The sequence below is a fragment of the Pseudocitrobacter sp. CD920760 genome (assembly GCF_057782505.1).
In genome coordinates this window covers 4,395,565-4,412,623 of record NZ_CM173490.1, presented here as the reverse complement: position 1 = coordinate 4,412,623, position 17,059 = coordinate 4,395,565, and the positions used below count along the sequence as shown (strand labels likewise).

General features: G+C 55.0%; 12 protein-coding genes, 1 tRNA gene and 2 rRNA genes. 11 read left to right on the top strand and 4 right to left on the bottom strand.

Features of this window, described 5'->3' with window-relative positions; translation table 11 throughout:
• The first annotated feature begins 149 nt into the window (after positions 1–149).
• Positions 150–3,056, top strand: a 23S ribosomal RNA gene (locus AC1MKH_RS20655).
• Positions 3,057–3,152: 96 nt separating this feature from the next.
• A 5S ribosomal RNA gene (rrf, locus tag AC1MKH_RS20650) occupies positions 3,153–3,268 on the top strand.
• A 303-nt stretch (positions 3,269–3,571) separates the two neighbouring features.
• Here rrf and AC1MKH_RS20645 read toward each other — a convergent pair.
• Together AC1MKH_RS20645 and AC1MKH_RS20640 are read right to left on the bottom strand one after the other, a co-directional pair.
• Positions 3,572–3,647, bottom strand: a tRNA-Phe gene (locus AC1MKH_RS20645).
• Between the two features lie 104 nt (positions 3,648–3,751).
• Positions 3,752–4,462, bottom strand: coding sequence for a DUF554 domain-containing protein (locus tag AC1MKH_RS20640; RefSeq protein WP_276223788.1), 711 nt, complete (start codon positions 4,460–4,462; stop codon positions 3,752–3,754).
• A gap of 257 nt (positions 4,463–4,719) precedes the next feature.
• On the opposite strand from AC1MKH_RS20640, the gene AC1MKH_RS20635 reads away from it, so the two are divergent.
• A complete protein-coding gene (locus tag AC1MKH_RS20635) occupies positions 4,720–6,855 on the top strand; it encodes an ornithine decarboxylase (RefSeq protein ID WP_276223786.1) in 2,136 nt (711 codons plus the stop codon).
• Positions 6,856–6,977: 122 nt separating this feature from the next.
• Here AC1MKH_RS20635 and AC1MKH_RS20630 read toward each other — a convergent pair whose 3' ends face one another.
• Positions 6,978–7,670, bottom strand: coding sequence for a response regulator (locus AC1MKH_RS20630; protein WP_276223784.1), 693 nt, complete (start codon positions 7,668–7,670; stop codon positions 6,978–6,980).
• Positions 7,660–9,297, bottom strand: a complete 1,638-nt coding sequence (locus AC1MKH_RS20625; protein ID WP_276223782.1) for an ATP-binding protein — start codon at positions 9,295–9,297, stop codon at positions 7,660–7,662. Before AC1MKH_RS20625 ends, AC1MKH_RS20630 begins: the two co-directional genes overlap by 11 nt.
• 322 nt (positions 9,298–9,619) lie before the next feature.
• Here AC1MKH_RS20625 and AC1MKH_RS20620 point away from each other — a divergent pair, with 322 nt between their 5' ends.
• The 8 genes from AC1MKH_RS20620 to citG are packed head-to-tail and all read left to right on the top strand — an operon-like array spanning position 9,620 to position 16,962.
• Positions 9,620–10,981, top strand: a complete 1,362-nt coding sequence (locus AC1MKH_RS20620; protein WP_276223780.1) for a 2-hydroxycarboxylate transporter family protein — start codon at positions 9,620–9,622, stop codon at positions 10,979–10,981.
• Positions 10,982–11,004: 23 nt separating this feature from the next.
• The gene (locus tag AC1MKH_RS20615) at positions 11,005–11,868 is read left to right on the top strand and encodes a fumarylacetoacetate hydrolase family protein (protein ID WP_015963045.1); all 864 of its coding nucleotides are present in this window, start codon (positions 11,005–11,007) and stop codon (positions 11,866–11,868) included.
• Between the two features lie 15 nt (positions 11,869–11,883).
• On the top strand, positions 11,884–12,906 hold the full coding sequence (gene citC / locus AC1MKH_RS20610; RefSeq protein WP_276223777.1) for a [citrate (pro-3S)-lyase] ligase: 1,023 nt from the start codon (positions 11,884–11,886) through the stop codon (positions 12,904–12,906).
• An 18-nt stretch (positions 12,907–12,924) separates the two neighbouring features.
• Entirely contained in the window at positions 12,925–13,215 is a 291-nt protein-coding gene (gene citD, locus AC1MKH_RS20605; protein WP_149463232.1) for a citrate lyase acyl carrier protein, read from the top strand.
• Positions 13,215–14,090 (top strand): citrate (pro-3S)-lyase subunit beta, encoded by an 876-nt coding sequence (gene citE / locus AC1MKH_RS20600; RefSeq protein WP_231826266.1) that lies wholly within the window; start codon positions 13,215–13,217, stop codon positions 14,088–14,090. The genes citD and citE overlap by 1 nt, the downstream gene beginning before the upstream one ends.
• Before the next feature lie 10 nt (positions 14,091–14,100).
• On the top strand, positions 14,101–15,624 hold the full coding sequence (gene citF, locus AC1MKH_RS20595) for a citrate lyase subunit alpha (RefSeq protein WP_276223773.1): 1,524 nt from the start codon (positions 14,101–14,103) through the stop codon (positions 15,622–15,624).
• Positions 15,624–16,163, top strand: a complete 540-nt coding sequence (gene citX, locus AC1MKH_RS20590) for a citrate lyase holo-[acyl-carrier protein] synthase (RefSeq protein ID WP_276223771.1) — start codon at positions 15,624–15,626, stop codon at positions 16,161–16,163. Before citF ends, citX begins: the two co-directional genes overlap by 1 nt.
• Complete coding sequence (gene citG / locus AC1MKH_RS20585; RefSeq protein WP_276223769.1) at positions 16,141–16,962, top strand: triphosphoribosyl-dephospho-CoA synthase CitG; 822 nt, start codon at positions 16,141–16,143, stop codon at positions 16,960–16,962. The genes citX and citG overlap by 23 nt, the downstream gene beginning before the upstream one ends.
• The last annotated feature ends 97 nt before the right edge of the window (positions 16,963–17,059 follow it).

The following is a 17,059-nucleotide window of genomic DNA, read 5'->3' as shown; positions in this document are numbered from 1 at the left end:
TCTGAATGTACTTTCGAGTGCATTAAGAAGTTTTGCTCTTTAAAAATCTGGATCAAGCTGAAAATTGAAACGACACACTTTTAAGTGTGTTCGAGTCTCTCAAATTTTCGCAACACGATGGTGTTTTACGAAACATCTTCGGGTTGTGAGGTTAAGCGACTAAGCGTACACGGTGGATGCCCTGGCAGTCAGAGGCGATGAAGGACGTGCTAATCTGCGATAAGCGTCGGTAAGGTGATATGAACCGTTATAACCGGCGATTTCCGAATGGGGAAACCCAGTGCAATTCGTTGCACTATCGTTAAGTGAATACATAGCTTAACGAAGCGAACCGGGGGAACTGAAACATCTAAGTACCCCGAGGAAAAGAAATCAACCGAGATTCCCCCAGTAGCGGCGAGCGAACGGGGAGCAGCCCAGAGTCTGAATCAGCATGTGTGTTAGTGGAAGCGTCTGGAAAGTCGCACGATACAGGGTGAAAGTCCCGTACACCAAAATGCATATGTTGTGAACTCGAAGAGTAGGGCGGGACACGTGGTATCCTGTCTGAATATGGGGGGACCATCCTCCAAGGCTAAATACTCCTGACTGACCGATAGTGAACCAGTACCGTGAGGGAAAGGCGAAAAGAACCCCGGCGAGGGGAGTGAAAAAGAACCTGAAACCGTGTACGTACAAGCAGTGGGAGCCTCTTTATGGGGTGACTGCGTACCTTTTGTATAATGGGTCAGCGACTTATATTCTGTAGCAAGGTTAACCGAATAGGGGAGCCGAAGGGAAACCGAGTCTTAACTGGGCGTTAAGTTGCAGGGTATAGACCCGAAACCCGGTGATCTAGCCATGGGCAGGTTGAAGGTTGGGTAACACTAACTGGAGGACCGAACCGACTAATGTTGAAAAATTAGCGGATGACTTGTGGCTGGGGGTGAAAGGCCAATCAAACCGGGAGATAGCTGGTTCTCCCCGAAAGCTATTTAGGTAGCGCCTCGTGAACTCATCTTCGGGGGTAGAGCACTGTTTCGGCTAGGGGGTCATCCCGACTTACCAACCCGATGCAAACTACGAATACCGAAGAATGTTATCACGGGAGACACACGGCGGGTGCTAACGTCCGTCGTGAAGAGGGAAACAACCCAGACCGCCAGCTAAGGTCCCAAAGTCACAGTTAAGTGGGAAACGATGTGGGAAGGCTCAGACAGCCAGGATGTTGGCTTAGAAGCAGCCATCATTTAAAGAAAGCGTAATAGCTCACTGGTCGAGTCGGCCTGCGCGGAAGATGTAACGGGGCTAAACTGTGCACCGAAGCTGCGGCAGCGACACTATGTGTTGTTGGGTAGGGGAGCGTTCTGTAAGCCGTTGAAGGTGTGTCGTGAGGCATGCTGGAGGTATCAGAAGTGCGAATGCTGACATAAGTAACGATAAAGCGGGTGAAAAGCCCGCTCGCCGGAAGACCAAGGGTTCCTGTCCAACGTTAATCGGGGCAGGGTGAGTCGACCCCTAAGGCGAGGCCGAAAGGCGTAGTCGATGGGAAACAGGTTAATATTCCTGTACTTGGTGTTACTGCGAAGGGGGGACGGAGAAGGCTATGTTGGCCGGGCGACGGTTGTCCCGGTTTAAGCGTGTAGGTGGGAAGTTTAGGTAAATCCGGACTTCTGTTAACACTGAGACGTGATGACGAGGCACTACGGTGCTGAAGTAACAAATGCCCTGCTTCCAGGAAAAGCCTCTAAGCATCAGGTAACATTGAATCGTACCCCAAACCGACACAGGTGGTCAGGTAGAGAATACCAAGGCGCTTGAGAGAACTCGGGTGAAGGAACTAGGCAAAATGGTGCCGTAACTTCGGGAGAAGGCACGCTGATATGTAGGTGAAGCGGTTTACCCGTGGAGCTGAAATCAGTCGAAGATACCAGCTGGCTGCAACTGTTTATTAAAAACACAGCACTGTGCAAACACGAAAGTGGACGTATACGGTGTGACGCCTGCCCGGTGCCGGAAGGTTAATTGATGGGGTTAGCGGCAACGCGAAGCTCTTGATCGAAGCCCCGGTAAACGGCGGCCGTAACTATAACGGTCCTAAGGTAGCGAAATTCCTTGTCGGGTAAGTTCCGACCTGCACGAATGGCGTAATGATGGCCAGGCTGTCTCCACCCGAGACTCAGTGAAATTGAACTCGCTGTGAAGATGCAGTGTACCCGCGGCAAGACGGAAAGACCCCGTGAACCTTTACTATAGCTTGACACTGAACATTGAGCCTTGATGTGTAGGATAGGTGGGAGGCTTTGAAGTGTGGACGCCAGTCTGCATGGAGCCAACCTTGAAATACCACCCTTTAATGTTTGATGTTCTAACGTAGACCCGTGATCCGGGTTGCGGACAGTGTCTGGTGGGTAGTTTGACTGGGGCGGTCTCCTCCCAAAGAGTAACGGAGGAGCACGAAGGTTAGCTAATCCTGGTCGGACATCAGGAGGTTAGTGCAATGGCATAAGCTAGCTTGACTGCGAGCGTGACGGCGCGAGCAGGTGCGAAAGCAGGTCATAGTGATCCGGTGGTTCTGAATGGAAGGGCCATCGCTCAACGGATAAAAGGTACTCCGGGGATAACAGGCTGATACCGCCCAAGAGTTCATATCGACGGCGGTGTTTGGCACCTCGATGTCGGCTCATCACATCCTGGGGCTGAAGTAGGTCCCAAGGGTATGGCTGTTCGCCATTTAAAGTGGTACGCGAGCTGGGTTTAGAACGTCGTGAGACAGTTCGGTCCCTATCTGCCGTGGGCGCTGGAGAATTGAGGGGGGCTGCTCCTAGTACGAGAGGACCGGAGTGGACGCATCACTGGTGTTCGGGTTGTCATGCCAATGGCATTGCCCGGTAGCTACATGCGGAAGAGATAAGTGCTGAAAGCATCTAAGCACGAAACTTGCCCCGAGATGAGTTCTCCCTGACTCTTTAAGAGTCCTGAAGGAACGTTGAAGACTACGACGTTGATAGGCTGGGTGTGTAAGTGCAGCGATGCATTGAGCTAACCAGTACTAATGAACCGTGAGGCTTAACCTTACAACGCCGAAGATGTTTTGGCGAAGAGACATCGATAAGTAAGCTTGATAACAGATTAAATTAACCGGCGTAAGCGGGTTAATACAACAGAATTTGCCTGGCGGCACTAGCGCGGTGGTCCCACCTGACCCCATGCCGAACTCAGAAGTGAAACGCCGTAGCGCCGATGGTAGTGTGGGGTCTCCCCATGCGAGAGTAGGGAACTGCCAGGCATCAAATAAAGCAGAAGGCCATCCGAAAGGATGGCCTTTTTGCGTTAGTGCGAAAAAACAGTTAAACGGCGCGAGCCTGAACTCTGTAGGCCCGGTAAGCGCAGCGCCACCGGGCGATACCGCGCGCACAACCTCTCCCTGACGACATCTTAACGATACCTGCCCAGGACAATACCCAACAGATTAAAACGCGTCTCGTGGATTACAGCGATGATTTAAAAGCGGAAGGGAGAAAAGCTGGATGAGTGGAGTACAAACCCCAGAAAAGCAAAAACCCAGCCATAGGCTGGGTTCTTTAAATAGTGGTGCCCGGACTCGGAATCGAACCAAGGACACGGGGATTTTCAATCCCCTGCTCTACCGACTGAGCTATCCGGGCAACGAGGCGCATTAAACCTTATTCACCTCTCCGCGTCAACGGAATTTATAAAATTTGATGCGAATTGCGCAATATATCATCACCTTGCTGCATTTGCACGCGACTCAGGCGAAAAAGGCGGTCCACAGGATAGAAATCGGCATCGCCAGTATCAGGGCTGGCAGCATATTCACCACGGCAAACATTTTGATACCGCAAATCCGCAACCCGGTCGCCAGTAGCAGCATGCCGCCGACGGCGGTGAAGTCGGCCATCATCATCGGCGTAGTGAGCGGCAGCAATAGCGAGGCGCTCATGGCCAATGCGATCTGAATCACCAGCATCGGCACGGCGATTGCTGAAACGGCGATGCCCAGCGTGCAGGCGAAAATCGTCGCCGTAAAGAAATCGAGAAACGCTTTGGCGATAAGAATCGATGCGTCTCCGGTCATCCCTTCTCGCATTGCGCCGAAGATCCCCGTACCGCTGGCGCAAAATAGCACGATGATGGCGACGTAGCTCTGAATAAACGTCTCCTGATTGTTGTTGCTCTTACTCCTGCGCGACAGCAGTTTCTTCAGCTTGCTCACGCCGTTGTTGATGCCTTTCTCGAGCAGACAGAATTCGCCGATGAGTGTTCCCAGTAACGTCGCTAACACCATAACCGGAAGGTTCTCGCACTTCACCACTAACAAGATACCAATCCCAAGCGATGTCAGACCAAAAATAGAGGTCATGGAGCTGCGAATACGTTCCGGTAAACGCTGACTGAGAAGTGCGCCGAGGATACCGCCTAATAAGACGGCCCCGGCATTAATAAATGGCCCAATAACCACGCTGACTCCTGTAAAATAATCCCTTGAGTATGACGCTATTATGACCTGGTTAATCGGTTCAGTGTGGGTTAAATAGACATTCTCGCCGACAGGGGGCATCTTGCCCCTCTCGGTGAAAGGTGCCATGATTGCGCGATTTTTCTCCAGCCAGGCTATCGCTGTCGAGGCTGGAACTCCGTTGGGCCCCTGATGTTTCGCGGGGCAAGACTGAATGTCTTGTCCTGGTTTTTACTTTTCCGAAATGGGTTGTTGCGCCGATGAAATCACTGCATATTGCCGCCAGCGCGGAGCTGGTCTCTCAACTCTCCACTCACCGTCGCGTGGTGGCGCTGGACAGTACTGACTTTACCGACGTTGCCGCCGTCATCATTACCGTTGCGGACAGCCGTAGCGGTATTCTGGCGCTGCTTAAGCGTACCGGGTTTAATCTGCCGGTCTTTTTGCTCGCGATGGAGGGTGTGGATGCTCCTGCGGGCGTTGATGCAGTGATCACTGGCAAAGCACAGGAGTGGCTGGAGCTGGAATCCGCCGCCTGCCGCTATGAAGAGAATCTGCTGCCGCCGTTTTTCGATACGCTGAGCCAGTATGTCGAAATGGGCCACAGCACGTTCGCCTGTCCGGGCCATCAGCACGGCGAGTTTTTCAAAAAGCACCCGGCGGGCCGCCAGTTTTATGATTTCTTCGGTGAGAACGTCTTTCGTGCCGATATGTGCAACGCCGATGTCAAACTGGGCGATTTGCTGATCCACGAAGGCTCTGCGAAAGATGCACAGAAATTCGCGGCAAAAGTATTCCATGCCGACAAAACCTATTTTGTGCTTAACGGCACGTCGGCCGCGAATAAAGTCGTCACCAACGCACTGCTGACGCGCGGTGACCTGGTGCTGTTTGACCGTAACAATCACAAATCCAACCACCACGGCGCGCTGATTCAGGCCGGTGCGACGCCGGTCTATCTGGAAGCCGCACGTAACCCGTTCGGCTTTATCGGCGGTATTGATGAGCACTGCTTTAATGATAGCTACTTACGTGAGCTCATCCGCGACGTTGCGCCGGAAAAAGCGGAGGACGCGCGTCCCTTCCGCCTGGCGGTGATCCAGCTCGGCACCTACGATGGCACTATCTATAATGCGCGTCAGGTGGTGGATAAAATCGGTCATCTCTGCGACTACATTCTGTTTGATTCAGCGTGGGTCGGCTACGAGCAGTTTATCGATATGATGGCCGATACCTCTCCACTGCTGCTGGAACTTAACGAGAACGATCCGGGTATTTTTGTCACCCAATCGGTGCACAAGCAGCAGGCCGGATTCTCCCAGACCTCGCAGATCCACAAAAAAGATAACCATATTCGCGGCCAGGCGCGTTTCTGCCCGCACAAACGGCTGAATAATGCCTTCATGCTTCACGCCTCAACCAGCCCGTTCTATCCGCTGTTTGCCGCGCTGGATATCAACGCCAAAATTCATGAAGGTGAAAGCGGACGTCGTTTGTGGGCAGTATGCGTTGAGTTGGGGATCGACGCGCGTAAAGCGATCATTGCTAACTGCAAGATGATCCAACCCTTCGTGCCGCCAGAGGTGGATGGCCGCCCATGGCAGAGTTATTCGACCCAAACGCTTGCCAGCGATCGTAAGTTCTTTAGTTTTGCGCCAGGCGCGCGCTGGCACGGATTTGAAGGTTACGCGCAGGATCAGTACTTTGTTGATCCCTGCAAACTGCTGCTCACCACGCCGGGGATCGACGCCACGACCGGCGAATATACGGCGTTCGGGATCCCGGCGACGATTCTGGCGCACTACCTGCGCGAGAACGGTATCGTGCCGGAGAAGTGCGATCTCAATTCCATTTTATTCCTGCTGACGCCTGCCGAGAGCCGCGAGAAGCTGGCGCAACTGGTGGCGATGCTGGCCCAGTTTGAGCAGCACATCGAAGACGACACGCCGCTGGCTGACGTACTGCCGACGATATTCAACAAGTATCCGGTGCGTTATCGCGATTACACCCTTCGCGAACTGTGCCAGGAGATGCACAATCTTTATGTCAGCTTTGCCGTAAAAGATCTGCAAAAGGCGATGTTCCGCAAAGAGAGCCTGCCGAAGGTGGTGAGGAACCCGCAGGATGCCAACCGCGAGTTTATTCGTGGTAACGTGGAGCTGGTGCGTATCAGTGAAGCGGAAGGGCGGATTGCTGCGGAAGGCGCGTTACCGTACCCGCCAGGGGTGCTCTGTGTAGTGCCTGGCGAAGTATGGGGTGGTGCGGTTCAACGTTACTTCCTGGCGCTGGAAGAGGGCGTAAACCTGCTGCCGGGCTTCTCACCGGAGTTGCAGGGGGTTTACAGCGAAACCGATGCCGATGGAATCGAGCGGTTGTTTGGGTATATGTTGAAGTAATTTTTTTGGCCCCTCACCCCGGCCCTCTCCCACCGGGAGAGGGAGAAAACCAGAGCTGACCTTTCAGTTCTGCACAGTCAGTTCCCTCTCCCTATGGGAGAGGGTTAGGGTGAGGGGGCCCTTCAGGCCGCACTCCGCTTATACATCCTGCGCGGATGCCCAATCTTGCCATACAGCATCTCAACGCTCAGAAAACCGTTATCCACGCCGTGCTCCAGATAGCGGCGTGCAGTGGTCTTACTCAACCCGGTCTCGCTCACCACCTCATCAACCGAGAAGCAGTACGCCGGTTGGTCATTAAACAGTTTTTGCACCCGCGCCAGCGTATTCTCTTCAATGCCCTTACTGCCGCCGTCCTGGCGATAATTTTTCGCCTGCAACTGGTAGAGCGAGTCAACGTTCTGCTGATCGACTATCTTCCACACGCGTTGTTGCTCGTTAAACTGCACAAAGCGCTCCAGCGACTGGCTCAACCGCTTCCACGATACCGGCTTGAGAATATAGTCGAACGCCCCGTTGCGAATAGCCTGGCTACAGGTGTCCATATCGCTGGCGGCGGTAATGAAAATCACCGAACAGTTAGCCCGCATCACCAGTGGATTATTGATAAGCGTGATGCCTTTGCCATCCGGCAAATAGTTATCCAGCAAAACCAGCTGCGGCTGCTTTTCCGCAAGCTGCATTTGCGCCTCGGCCAGCGACCCGGCGATCCCCACCAGGCGCAATCGCGGATGCTTGCTAATCAGTTCCGCATGAAGCTGGGCCAGTTCGTTTTCATCTTCAACGATCAGTACATCGATAAGTTCATGTTGCATAATCAGTCTCTTCCTGCGCTGGCGTGGCGCGTCGTGCCTCTCCCCCTGCGGGGATGAAAAGAGAAAAAATGGCGCCGCGCGGCGTGTTATCCGCCACTTCTATCGCACCGCCTGCCTGAGTGACATAGCTTTCAATCAGGTAGAGGCCAATGCCATGGTCGCCGTGAATTTTGGTGGTGATGCCGCGTTCAAAAATGCGTTCACGCACTTCAGGATCAATGCCGACGCCCTGATCCGCCACTTCGATAATCAGCTCATGTTCAGTGAGTTTTATCAGTACTTCAACCGGCGCGTGCGGAAGCGCAGATCGCTGGGTGGCTTCAATCGCGTTGTCCAGCAGGTTGCCGATAATGGAAATGAGCTCCGTTTCGCTAAGCGTAGTGAAGGGTTTATCCATCAGACAGGCAGGATCAAACGCCAGCTCGACGCCTTTCTCACGTGCGCGTGCGGCTTTACCCAGCAGCAGCCCGCACAGGGTCGGCGAAGCAAAGCGTGAGGAGATAAAATCCAGCAACTCCTGCGCGTGTTCAGACTGCGCCTGGATGTAGCCAATCGCCTCTTCGTAGCGGCCCATATGCAGCATCCCAGATAAGGTGGTCATACGGTTAAGCTGTTCATGGCGCATGATGCGCAGGTTATCGACATAGCGCTTCACCTGGCTAAGCTGCGCGCTCAGCGAGTCGATATCGTTGCGATCGCGGAAGGTGATGACCCAGCCCTGAAGCTCGTTCTCAAGCATGATGCGTACCCGGCTGGCGATAACCATCGACTGATTAAAGTGGCAAATTTCGTCATGCGTATCGCGGGCGAGCATGGTTTCAGGGGCAAAAAACGGCACGGGCGAGATAACCTCACTGATAAGCTGCCCGCGCAGATGGCGCGTCGGTTGGCTCAGCGAAAGCAGTTTACGCGCGGCCTGGTTAATCACCTCGATTCGGCAGTTTTTATCAATGGCGATAACGCCCTCGTAGATGGATTCCATCATCGCCTTTTGTTGACGCACCAGCAGGCCAATTTCGCGCGGCTCCAGTGAGAAAATCTGCTTCTTAATGCTGCGGGTGAAGAACCATGAAAAAATAAACAGGGCGATCAGCAGCAGCACGGCGGCCAGAAGAATATTGACGACTTTGTTCACCGTAATCGCGTCGAGATAGCTGGTGAGATATCCCACGGAAACAATCCCAACCACCTGACCTGCATCATTCAAAACAGGCGCTTTGCTGCGCAGTGAAATCCCAAGCCCACCTTTGCGAATGGTGGTGGTACTTTTTCCAGCCAGCACCTCGGTGTTATCGCCGCCCACCAGTTCTTTTCCCACGCGGTCCTCAAACACCGAATGAAACAGATGCATTCCTTTATTATCGCCAATCACAATGAAACTGGCGTCACTGTGCGCGGCCAGTTTCTGCATATACGTTTTAATTTCTGCAATATCTTTATCGGCGACTTCCTGACGCAGTGAGGGAATAAGCGCTATCTCTTCTGCTTGTATTCTGGCGCGCCCGCTCATTTCCTGATAAAGCTGTCTTTCCATATCGACATAATAATAGCCACCCAATAATGCAAATAGCACCGAGAAAAAGGCAACCAGCGATATAAACAGTTTTATCTGGAATGACAACTTCATGACTATCACGCACGTTAGCAACTGGAACGCCTAATGTATCACCTTTTGTACGGGTGGCTTCTGTTTTTACGGAAAGTTGTGAGCCTTTGCACATCACCTCGAAGCTTTGCGAAAATAATTCATGCAAGAATGTATTTATTCGCGATTTAATAAAAGAAACCATAAAAACCACGCTAATAAATAAGCGGTAAGTCACACAAAATAAAAGAAACCTTAAAAACCATAGATGCCATTAAAACTCTGGTTTTAATATGCATTTCCTCACATAAAGTATGCCTTCGTAGCCCTAAGCTGAACGTGAAAAATAACCAAGGGGCTTATTATGAGCACAACTGATGATTCTTTCTCTGTACCTCACGACCCAATAGATATGCAGCGCCCGGCGCTGAAAGAGCGCTGGTGGCACATTATGGATACGTGGAAAGTGGGTATTATCCCGCTACCGCTATTCTTACTGGCCGGTGTACTGATTGCCATCGACTGTTTAGGCGGCAAGCTGCCGAGCGATATTGTGGTGATGGTCGCCACCCTGGCGTTCTTCGGTTTTGCCTGTGGTGAATTTGGTAAACGCCTGCCTATCGTCGGCAAGCTGGGTGCGGCGGCGATTTGCGCCACCTTTATTCCGTCCGCGATGGTCTACTACGGGCTGCTGCCGGATGTCGTGGTGGAGTCCACCACCAAATTCTACAAATCGACCAACATTCTTTATCTCTATATCTGCTGCATTATCGTTGGCAGCATTATGAGCATGAACCGCACGGTGCTGATTCAGGGCTTCCTGCGCATCTTCTTCCCGATGCTGTGCGGCGAAATCGTCGGCATGATTGTGGGGATGGGCGTCGGCCTGGCGCTGGGGATGGAACCGTTCCAGATCTTCTTCTTTATCATTCTGCCGATCATGGCGGGCGGCGTCGGGGAAGGGGCGATCCCGCTTTCCATCGGTTATGCCACGCTGCTGCATATGGACCAGGGTGTAGCGCTGGGGCGCGTTCTGCCGATGGTTATGCTCGGCGGCCTGACGGCGATTATTATCTCCGGTTGCCTTAACCAACTGGGTAAACGCTATCCGCATTTGACCGGTGAAGGCCAGTTGATGCCGAATCGCGCAAATGCAGATACCACCGCTTCACAGCCTGTTGTCTCTGGCAAAACGGATGTCACCACCATTGCGTCTGGTGCGTTGCTGGCGGTGCTGCTCTACATGATCGGCATGCTCGGCCACAAATTGATTGGCCTGCCTGCGCCGGTTGGCATGCTGTTTGTCGCGGTACTGGTCAAGCTGTGCAACGGGGCGTCTCCGCGCCTGCTGGAAGGCTCCCAGGTGGTGTACAAATTCTTCCAGACTTCCGTTACGTATCCGATTCTCTTCGCCGTGGGCGTAGCGATCACCCCATGGCAGGAACTGGTGAATGCGTTCACCCTCAACAACCTGCTGGTGATTGTCAGCACCGTCTCTGCGCTGGTCGCCACAGGCTTCTTCGTCGGTAAAAAAATCGGTATGCACCCCATTGATGTCGCCATCGTCTCCTGCTGCCAGAGCGGCCAGGGCGGTACCGGCGATGTGGCGATTCTGACCGCAGGCAACCGTATGAGCCTGATGCCATTCGCCCAGATTGCCACGCGTATCGGCGGCGCGATTAACGTCTCCGTCTCGCTGCTGGTACTCGGCAACTTCCTTGTTTAATTGATGTACGCAGGAACAGAACAATGAAACTCGCAAGCTTTACATATCAGGGTAATCGCAGCTACGGCATCGTCAATGCCGAAGGTGTGGTGGATTTAGGTCGCCGTCTTGGCGACCGCTACAGCGACCTCAAGGCGCTGTTACAGGGCGATGGTTTAACTCAGGCCCGCCTGTTCGCCAATGAACCGGCAGATCTGAACATGGAGGCAATCACCTTCTTACCGGTGATTGAGCATCCGGAAAAGATCCTCTGTGTGGGCATGAACTACGCCGAAAAACGTAAAGAGTTTGACCAGCACAACCCGGCACCCACGCTGTTTGTGCGTTTCCCGGATTCGCAAACCGGCCATAACTCGCCAGTACTGAAACCGCGCAGCTCCAATGAGTTCGATTACGAAGGTGAACTGGCGGTCATCATTGGCAAAGGCGGCGAAAATATTACTCGTGATGATGCCCTGAACCACGTGGCGGGTTACAGCTGCTATATGGATGGTTCCGCCCGCGACTGGCAGCACACCTGGTTTACCGCCGGGAAAAACTGGCGCCAGACTGGGGCTTTTGGCCCATGGATGGCGACGGCTGATGAAATCCCCGATCCGCATCAACTGGCAATCCGCACCTGGCTCAATGGCCGCATGGTGCAGGAAGACAACACCAGCAGCATGATCCACAAAGTCGCCGAGCTGATTGAGTACATCAGCACCTTCACCCGTTTAAGCCCGGGCGACGTGATCATCACCGGCTCACCTGGCGGCGTCGGTAAAAAGCGCAATCCGCCGCTGTTCATGCACGAAGGCGATCGCATTGAAGTTGAGATCGAACATATCGGTCACCTCAGCAATGTGATTATGGAAGCGCCAGCGCAGACGCTGACGGCAGCACACTAACCGGCAGGTGACAGGATGCAGTCGCAACCCGCAATCGACTTCAGGGTGACGGAAGTCGCTAAACACCCGGCACGTCTGATTCAGATCCGCCAGCTCCTGGCGGACAGCGGTCTGGGCATGGATGCCGACATCACGTTGTTTGTAGAAGCCTGGTCCGATTCGCAGCTGGTGGGCTGCGCGGGCCTTGCCGCTAACGTTATCAAATGCGTGGCGGTGGATAAGCAACTCCGTGGCGAAAACCTCAGCGCGAAGCTGCTGGCGGAAGTGGAAAACGTGGCCGTGGATCGCGGTCATTTTCACCTCTTCCTGTGCACCCGCCCCTGCAATGCGGAGCGGTTTCAACGCAGCGGCTTCTGGCCGATTGCGCAAAGCGGCAGTAATGCCGTGCTGATGGAAAACACGCCGCAGGGGATCGCACGTTACTGTCGCTCGCTGCAACGTTATCGCCATGAAGGCGCGCGCATGGGGGCCATCGTCATGAACGCTAACCCGTTTACGCTGGGGCATCGCCATCTGGTTGAACTGGCGGCATCGCGCTGCGACTGGCTGCATCTCTTTGTCGTACGAGAAGACGCGTCATTCTTCCCGTTTAGCGCCCGGCTGGCGATGGTGCGCGCAGGCGTTGCCCATCTGCCGAATGTCACGGTGCATGAAGGTTCGCAGTACATCATCTCCCGTGCCACTTTCCCGGCCTACTTTTTGAAAGAAACCGGCAAAGTGCAGCGCGCCTGGAGCGAAATCGATGCGCTGATTTTCCGCGACCATATCGCCCCGGCATTAGGCATTACCCACCGTTTTATCGGCTCTGAACCGTTTTGCGACGTCACGCGGCAGTACAACGAAACGCTGCATCAGTTGCTGGCGGGCCGCATCGAGGTGGTGGAGGTCGCGCGTATTCGGGCGACCGGCAGCGCGATTTCTGCATCAGAAGTGCGCAGGTTATTAAAAACAGAACAGTTTTCCCGTATTCGGGAGATCGTACCAGAAACCACTTTCGCCCACCTGGAAGCGCATTATGGCGCGGTGGAAGTGGCGTAAACATTCAGGGAACACATCATGAAAATAGTAAGGGAGGCGCTGGCCGGTACACAGGAGTCCAGCGACCTGATGGTGAAAATCGCCCCCGCCGACGGCGAGCTGGAGATTGTCATCCACAGTGAAGTGATTAAACAGTTTGGCGAGCAGATCCGCCGGGTGGTTGACGAGACGCTACAGCGCATGGGCGTGGTGCAGGGGCTCATTATCATCGAAGACAAAGGCGCGCTGGATTGTGTCATCCGTGCCCGTTTGCAGAGTGCGCTGCTGCGCGCTGCCGATGAAAAAGCCATCGCCTGGGAGGTGCTCTAATGAATAAACTTCGCCGCAGTATGCTGTTTTTACCCGGCGCGAACGCCGCCATGCTCTCTACCGCATTCATCTACCGCCCCGACTCCATCATGTTCGACCTGGAAGACGCCGTGGCGCTGCGTGAGAAAGACACCGCGCGTCTGCTGGTGTTCCATGCTCTGCAACACCCCATGTATCAGGATATCGAAACCGTTGTGCGTATTAACCCGCTGAGTACGCCGTTTGGCCTGGCGGATCTCGAAGCGGTGGTTCGTGCGGGCGTTGATGTGATTCGCCTGCCAAAAACCGATACCCCGGAAGATATCTTCGAACTCGAAGGTCACCTTGAACGTATTGAGCGTGAATGCGGGCGTGAAGTGGGTTCCACGGGCGTGATGGCGGCGATTGAATCTGCCGTGGGCGTCATCAATGCCGTGGCGATTGCCCGCAGCTCTCCGCGTCTGATTGGTATCGCCCTGGCGGCGTTCGACTACGTGATGGATATGCAAACCGAGCGCAGCGACGGCACCGAGCTGTTCTACGCGCGTTGCGCTGTCCTGCATGCGGCCCGTGCCGCAGGGATCGATGCGTTCGACGTGGTGTGGTCAGACGTCAATGATGAAGCCGGTTTCCTGCGCGAAGTTGAGCTGATCCGCAAAATGGGTTTCAACGGCAAATCGCTGATTAACCCACGCCAGATTGACCTGCTGCATAACGCCTATGCGCCAACGCAGCAGGAAGTGGACCACGCGCAGCGCGTTATTGAAGCGGCGGAAGAGGGCGAACGTAACGGCCTGGGCGTCGTATCGCTCAACGGAAAAATGGTCGATGCACCGATTATTAACCACGCGCAGCGGGTGCTGGAACGCGCCGCCGCGTCCGGCGTGCGTCGTTAAGGACAGAAAAATGAATCAGACAGAACTTCTTCATGTGAATTTCCCGCATCTGCGGGCGTTAAAACCTTTTGATACCGCACATAGCGCCACGCCGTGGCTGGATAACCTGGAAACGAAACATCAACGCAAACTTTGCGACTCGCTGGAACAGGCGATTGAACGTAGCGGCCTGCGTGACGGCATGACTATCTCCTTCCACCATGCATTTCGCGAAGGCGACCGGGTCATTAATACCGTGGTCGCTCTGCTGGCGAAAATGGGTTTTAAAAATCTGACCCTGGCCTCCAGTTCGCTGATGACCTGCAACGACGCGTTGATTGAGCACATCGAGCGCGGCGTGATTACGCGGATTTATACCTCCGGCATGCGTGGCAAACTGGCGGATGCCATCTCCCACGGTCTGATGGATGAGCCGGTACAAATCCACTCTCACGGGGGCCGGGTGAAGCTGCTTCAGGACGGCGAGCTGAATATTGACGTGGCGTTTCTTGGCGTGCCGTGCAGCGACGAATTCGGCAACGCCAACGGTACGCAGGGAAAATCGTGCTGCGGTTCGCTGGGCTACGCAATGGTTGATGCGCAGTTTGCCCGTAAAGTCGTGCTGCTGACCGAAGAGCTGGTGCCGTTCCCCAATATGCCGGCAAGCCTGGTGCAGGATCAGGTGGACTACATCGTGCAGGTTGAGAGCGTCGGCGACCCGGCGAAAATTAGCGTCGGGGCGGCGCGCGTGACCAGCAACCCGCGCGAACTGATGATTGCGCGTTATGCGGCGGATGTGATTGAGCACTCCGGCTACTTCCGCGACGGTTTCTCGATGCAAACCGGTTCCGGCGCAGCGGCGACCGCCTGCACGCGCTTTATGGAAGAGAAAATGGAGCGCAGCGGCGTCAAAGCCAGTTTCGCGCTCGGCGGAATTACCGGCAGCCTGGTCGATCTTCACGAGAAAGGGCTGATTGGCAAACTGCTTGATACCCAGTGCTTCGACGGCCAGGCGGCAGCGTCGCTGGCGCGAAATCCGAATCACGTCGAAATCTCCACCAACGTTTACGCCAATCCAGGCAGTAAAGCGGCATGCTGTGACCAACTGGATGTGGTTATCCTGAGTGCGCTGGAGATTGACGTCGATTTTAACGTCAACGTGATTACCGGTTCGGACGGCGTAATGCGCGGCGCATCCGGCGGACACTGCGACGTGGCGGCAGCGGCCAACCTCACCATCGTCGTTGCGCCGCTTCTGCGCAGCCGCATTCCAACGGTGGTGAAGCGCGTAACGACTCGCTTAACACCCGGCGAAAGCATTGATGTGCTGGTCACCGACCACGGCATCGCGGTGAATCCGGCTCGCCCGGAAATTTGCGAACGCCTGCTGGCGGCGGGGCTAAAAGTGGTGGATATCGACGACCTTTATCAACGTGCAATTTCCCTGACCGGCAACCCGAAACCGATTGAATTTACCGACAAAATTGTCGGCGTGATCCGCTATCGCGACGGCAGCGTGATTGACGTCGTCCGTCAGGTGAAGGAGTACGCATAATGGAAACGATGACGCCCGTTGTTGAGGGCGTCAGTCTCGATGCGCTGTTGGCGGCAAAAGAGCGCCGCGCCGCGCGTCAGGCTGACTGGCTGCAACACTATCAACAATCGCTGATTTCGCTGACGCTGGTGACGCCCGGTGCGGTGAAAGACAGCATTCGCTATCGCAATACGATGGGCGTGGCGCTACAGGCCTGCGACCAGATGCTGTGGGGCAATGGCTGGAAGGTGCTTGACCGCCAGGTGCTGTGGCTGCCCACGGGCCCGGAAGCGCTATGGTGCGTTGCGCATCAGGCGCCGGAAATCAAAGCGCACTGTGCGGCGCTGGAACAAACGCACCCGCTGGGGCGGTTGTGGGATTTGGATGTGATCTGCCCGCAAAACGGGCATGTAGGGCGCTTATCGCTCGGGGCGCATATGCGCCGTTGCTTGATTTGTGACGAAGCCGCGCACGCCTGCGCCCGCTCGCGTGCCCATCCGGTTGAAGAGGTTGTCGCCCGCGTGGAGGGCCTGATTGATGGCTGGTTTGCTCGCGATTAAACCCCGCGTCATCAACGTGGCGGCGCTGGCAGAAGAGGCGCTGTGGCAGGAGCTTGAACTGACGCCGAAGCCGGGGCTGGTGGATAAAAACAATAACGGTTCGCATCGTGACATGGACCACGCGTTGTTTGTGCGAAGTATTCAGGCCATCTCGCCGTGGTTTGCGCGCTTTGACGACGCGGGGCGTGAGTTTGCCCTGCGTACCGATAGCGAGCAGCTCGCCTTGCTGCGCCCCATCGGCATCGCCTGCGAACAAGCCATGCTGCGCGCAACCCACGGAGTGAACACACATAAAGGCGGTATTTTTGCATTAGGGCTGCTGTGCTTTGCCGCCGGACGACTGGCGGAAAAAGGGATACAGATTAATGTCTTGTCGCTTTCCTCGCAGGTAAGCGGGTTATGCCAGGGAATGGTTCAGCGGGAATTAGCCTGCCGCCAGAGTAGAGCGACAGCAGGTGAGAAACAGTACCATCAGTTCGGCCTGACCGGCGCACGCGGCGAGGCCGAAAGCGGGTTTGCGACGGTGATGCGCCATGTGTTGCCTTACTGGAACCCGCGTGCCATGCACGAAATGCTGCTGCGTTTGATGGCGGTGAATCCCGACAGCAATCTGGTGTCCAGGGGCGGAATGGCAGGGATGCGCTACGTGCAAAGTTATGCACAACAACTGCTATCACGCGGCTGGACGTTAAAGGATCTACATGAGATGGACAAGCAGTTGATTGCCCGGAATTTAAGCCCGGGCGGAAGTGCGGATTTGCTGTCGGTCGCGTGGGTGTTGGGGGGATTGTGCGGCTAGCTGCCCTCACCCCGGCCCTCTCCCACAGGGAGAGGGAGAAAATCAGCACACACTTAGCCGGTTGCACGGTCGGTCCCCTCTCCCTTGAGGGAGAGGG

What these genes read in the sequence shown, in the direction of transcription:
- AC1MKH_RS20635 (WP_276223786.1), top strand. Translation starts at nt 4,720, where the DNA reads ATGAAATCACTGCATATTGCCGCCAGCGCGGAGCTGGTCTCTCAACTC.
- AC1MKH_RS20630 (WP_276223784.1), bottom strand. Translation starts at nt 7,670, where the DNA reads ATGCAACATGAACTTATCGATGTACTGATCGTTGAAGATGAAAACGAA.
- AC1MKH_RS20625 (WP_276223782.1), bottom strand. Translation starts at nt 9,297, where the DNA reads ATGAAGTTGTCATTCCAGATAAAACTGTTTATATCGCTGGTTGCCTTT.
- AC1MKH_RS20620 (WP_276223780.1), top strand. Translation starts at nt 9,620, where the DNA reads ATGAGCACAACTGATGATTCTTTCTCTGTACCTCACGACCCAATAGAT.
- AC1MKH_RS20615 (WP_015963045.1), top strand. Translation starts at nt 11,005, where the DNA reads ATGAAACTCGCAAGCTTTACATATCAGGGTAATCGCAGCTACGGCATC.
- citC (WP_276223777.1), top strand. Translation starts at nt 11,884, where the DNA reads ATGCAGTCGCAACCCGCAATCGACTTCAGGGTGACGGAAGTCGCTAAA.
- citD (WP_149463232.1), top strand. Translation starts at nt 12,925, where the DNA reads ATGAAAATAGTAAGGGAGGCGCTGGCCGGTACACAGGAGTCCAGCGAC.
- citE (WP_231826266.1), top strand. Translation starts at nt 13,215, where the DNA reads ATGAATAAACTTCGCCGCAGTATGCTGTTTTTACCCGGCGCGAACGCC.
- citF (WP_276223773.1), top strand. Translation starts at nt 14,101, where the DNA reads ATGAATCAGACAGAACTTCTTCATGTGAATTTCCCGCATCTGCGGGCG.
- citX (WP_276223771.1), top strand. Translation starts at nt 15,624, where the DNA reads ATGGAAACGATGACGCCCGTTGTTGAGGGCGTCAGTCTCGATGCGCTG.
- citG (WP_276223769.1), top strand. Translation starts at nt 16,141, where the DNA reads ATGGCTGGTTTGCTCGCGATTAAACCCCGCGTCATCAACGTGGCGGCG.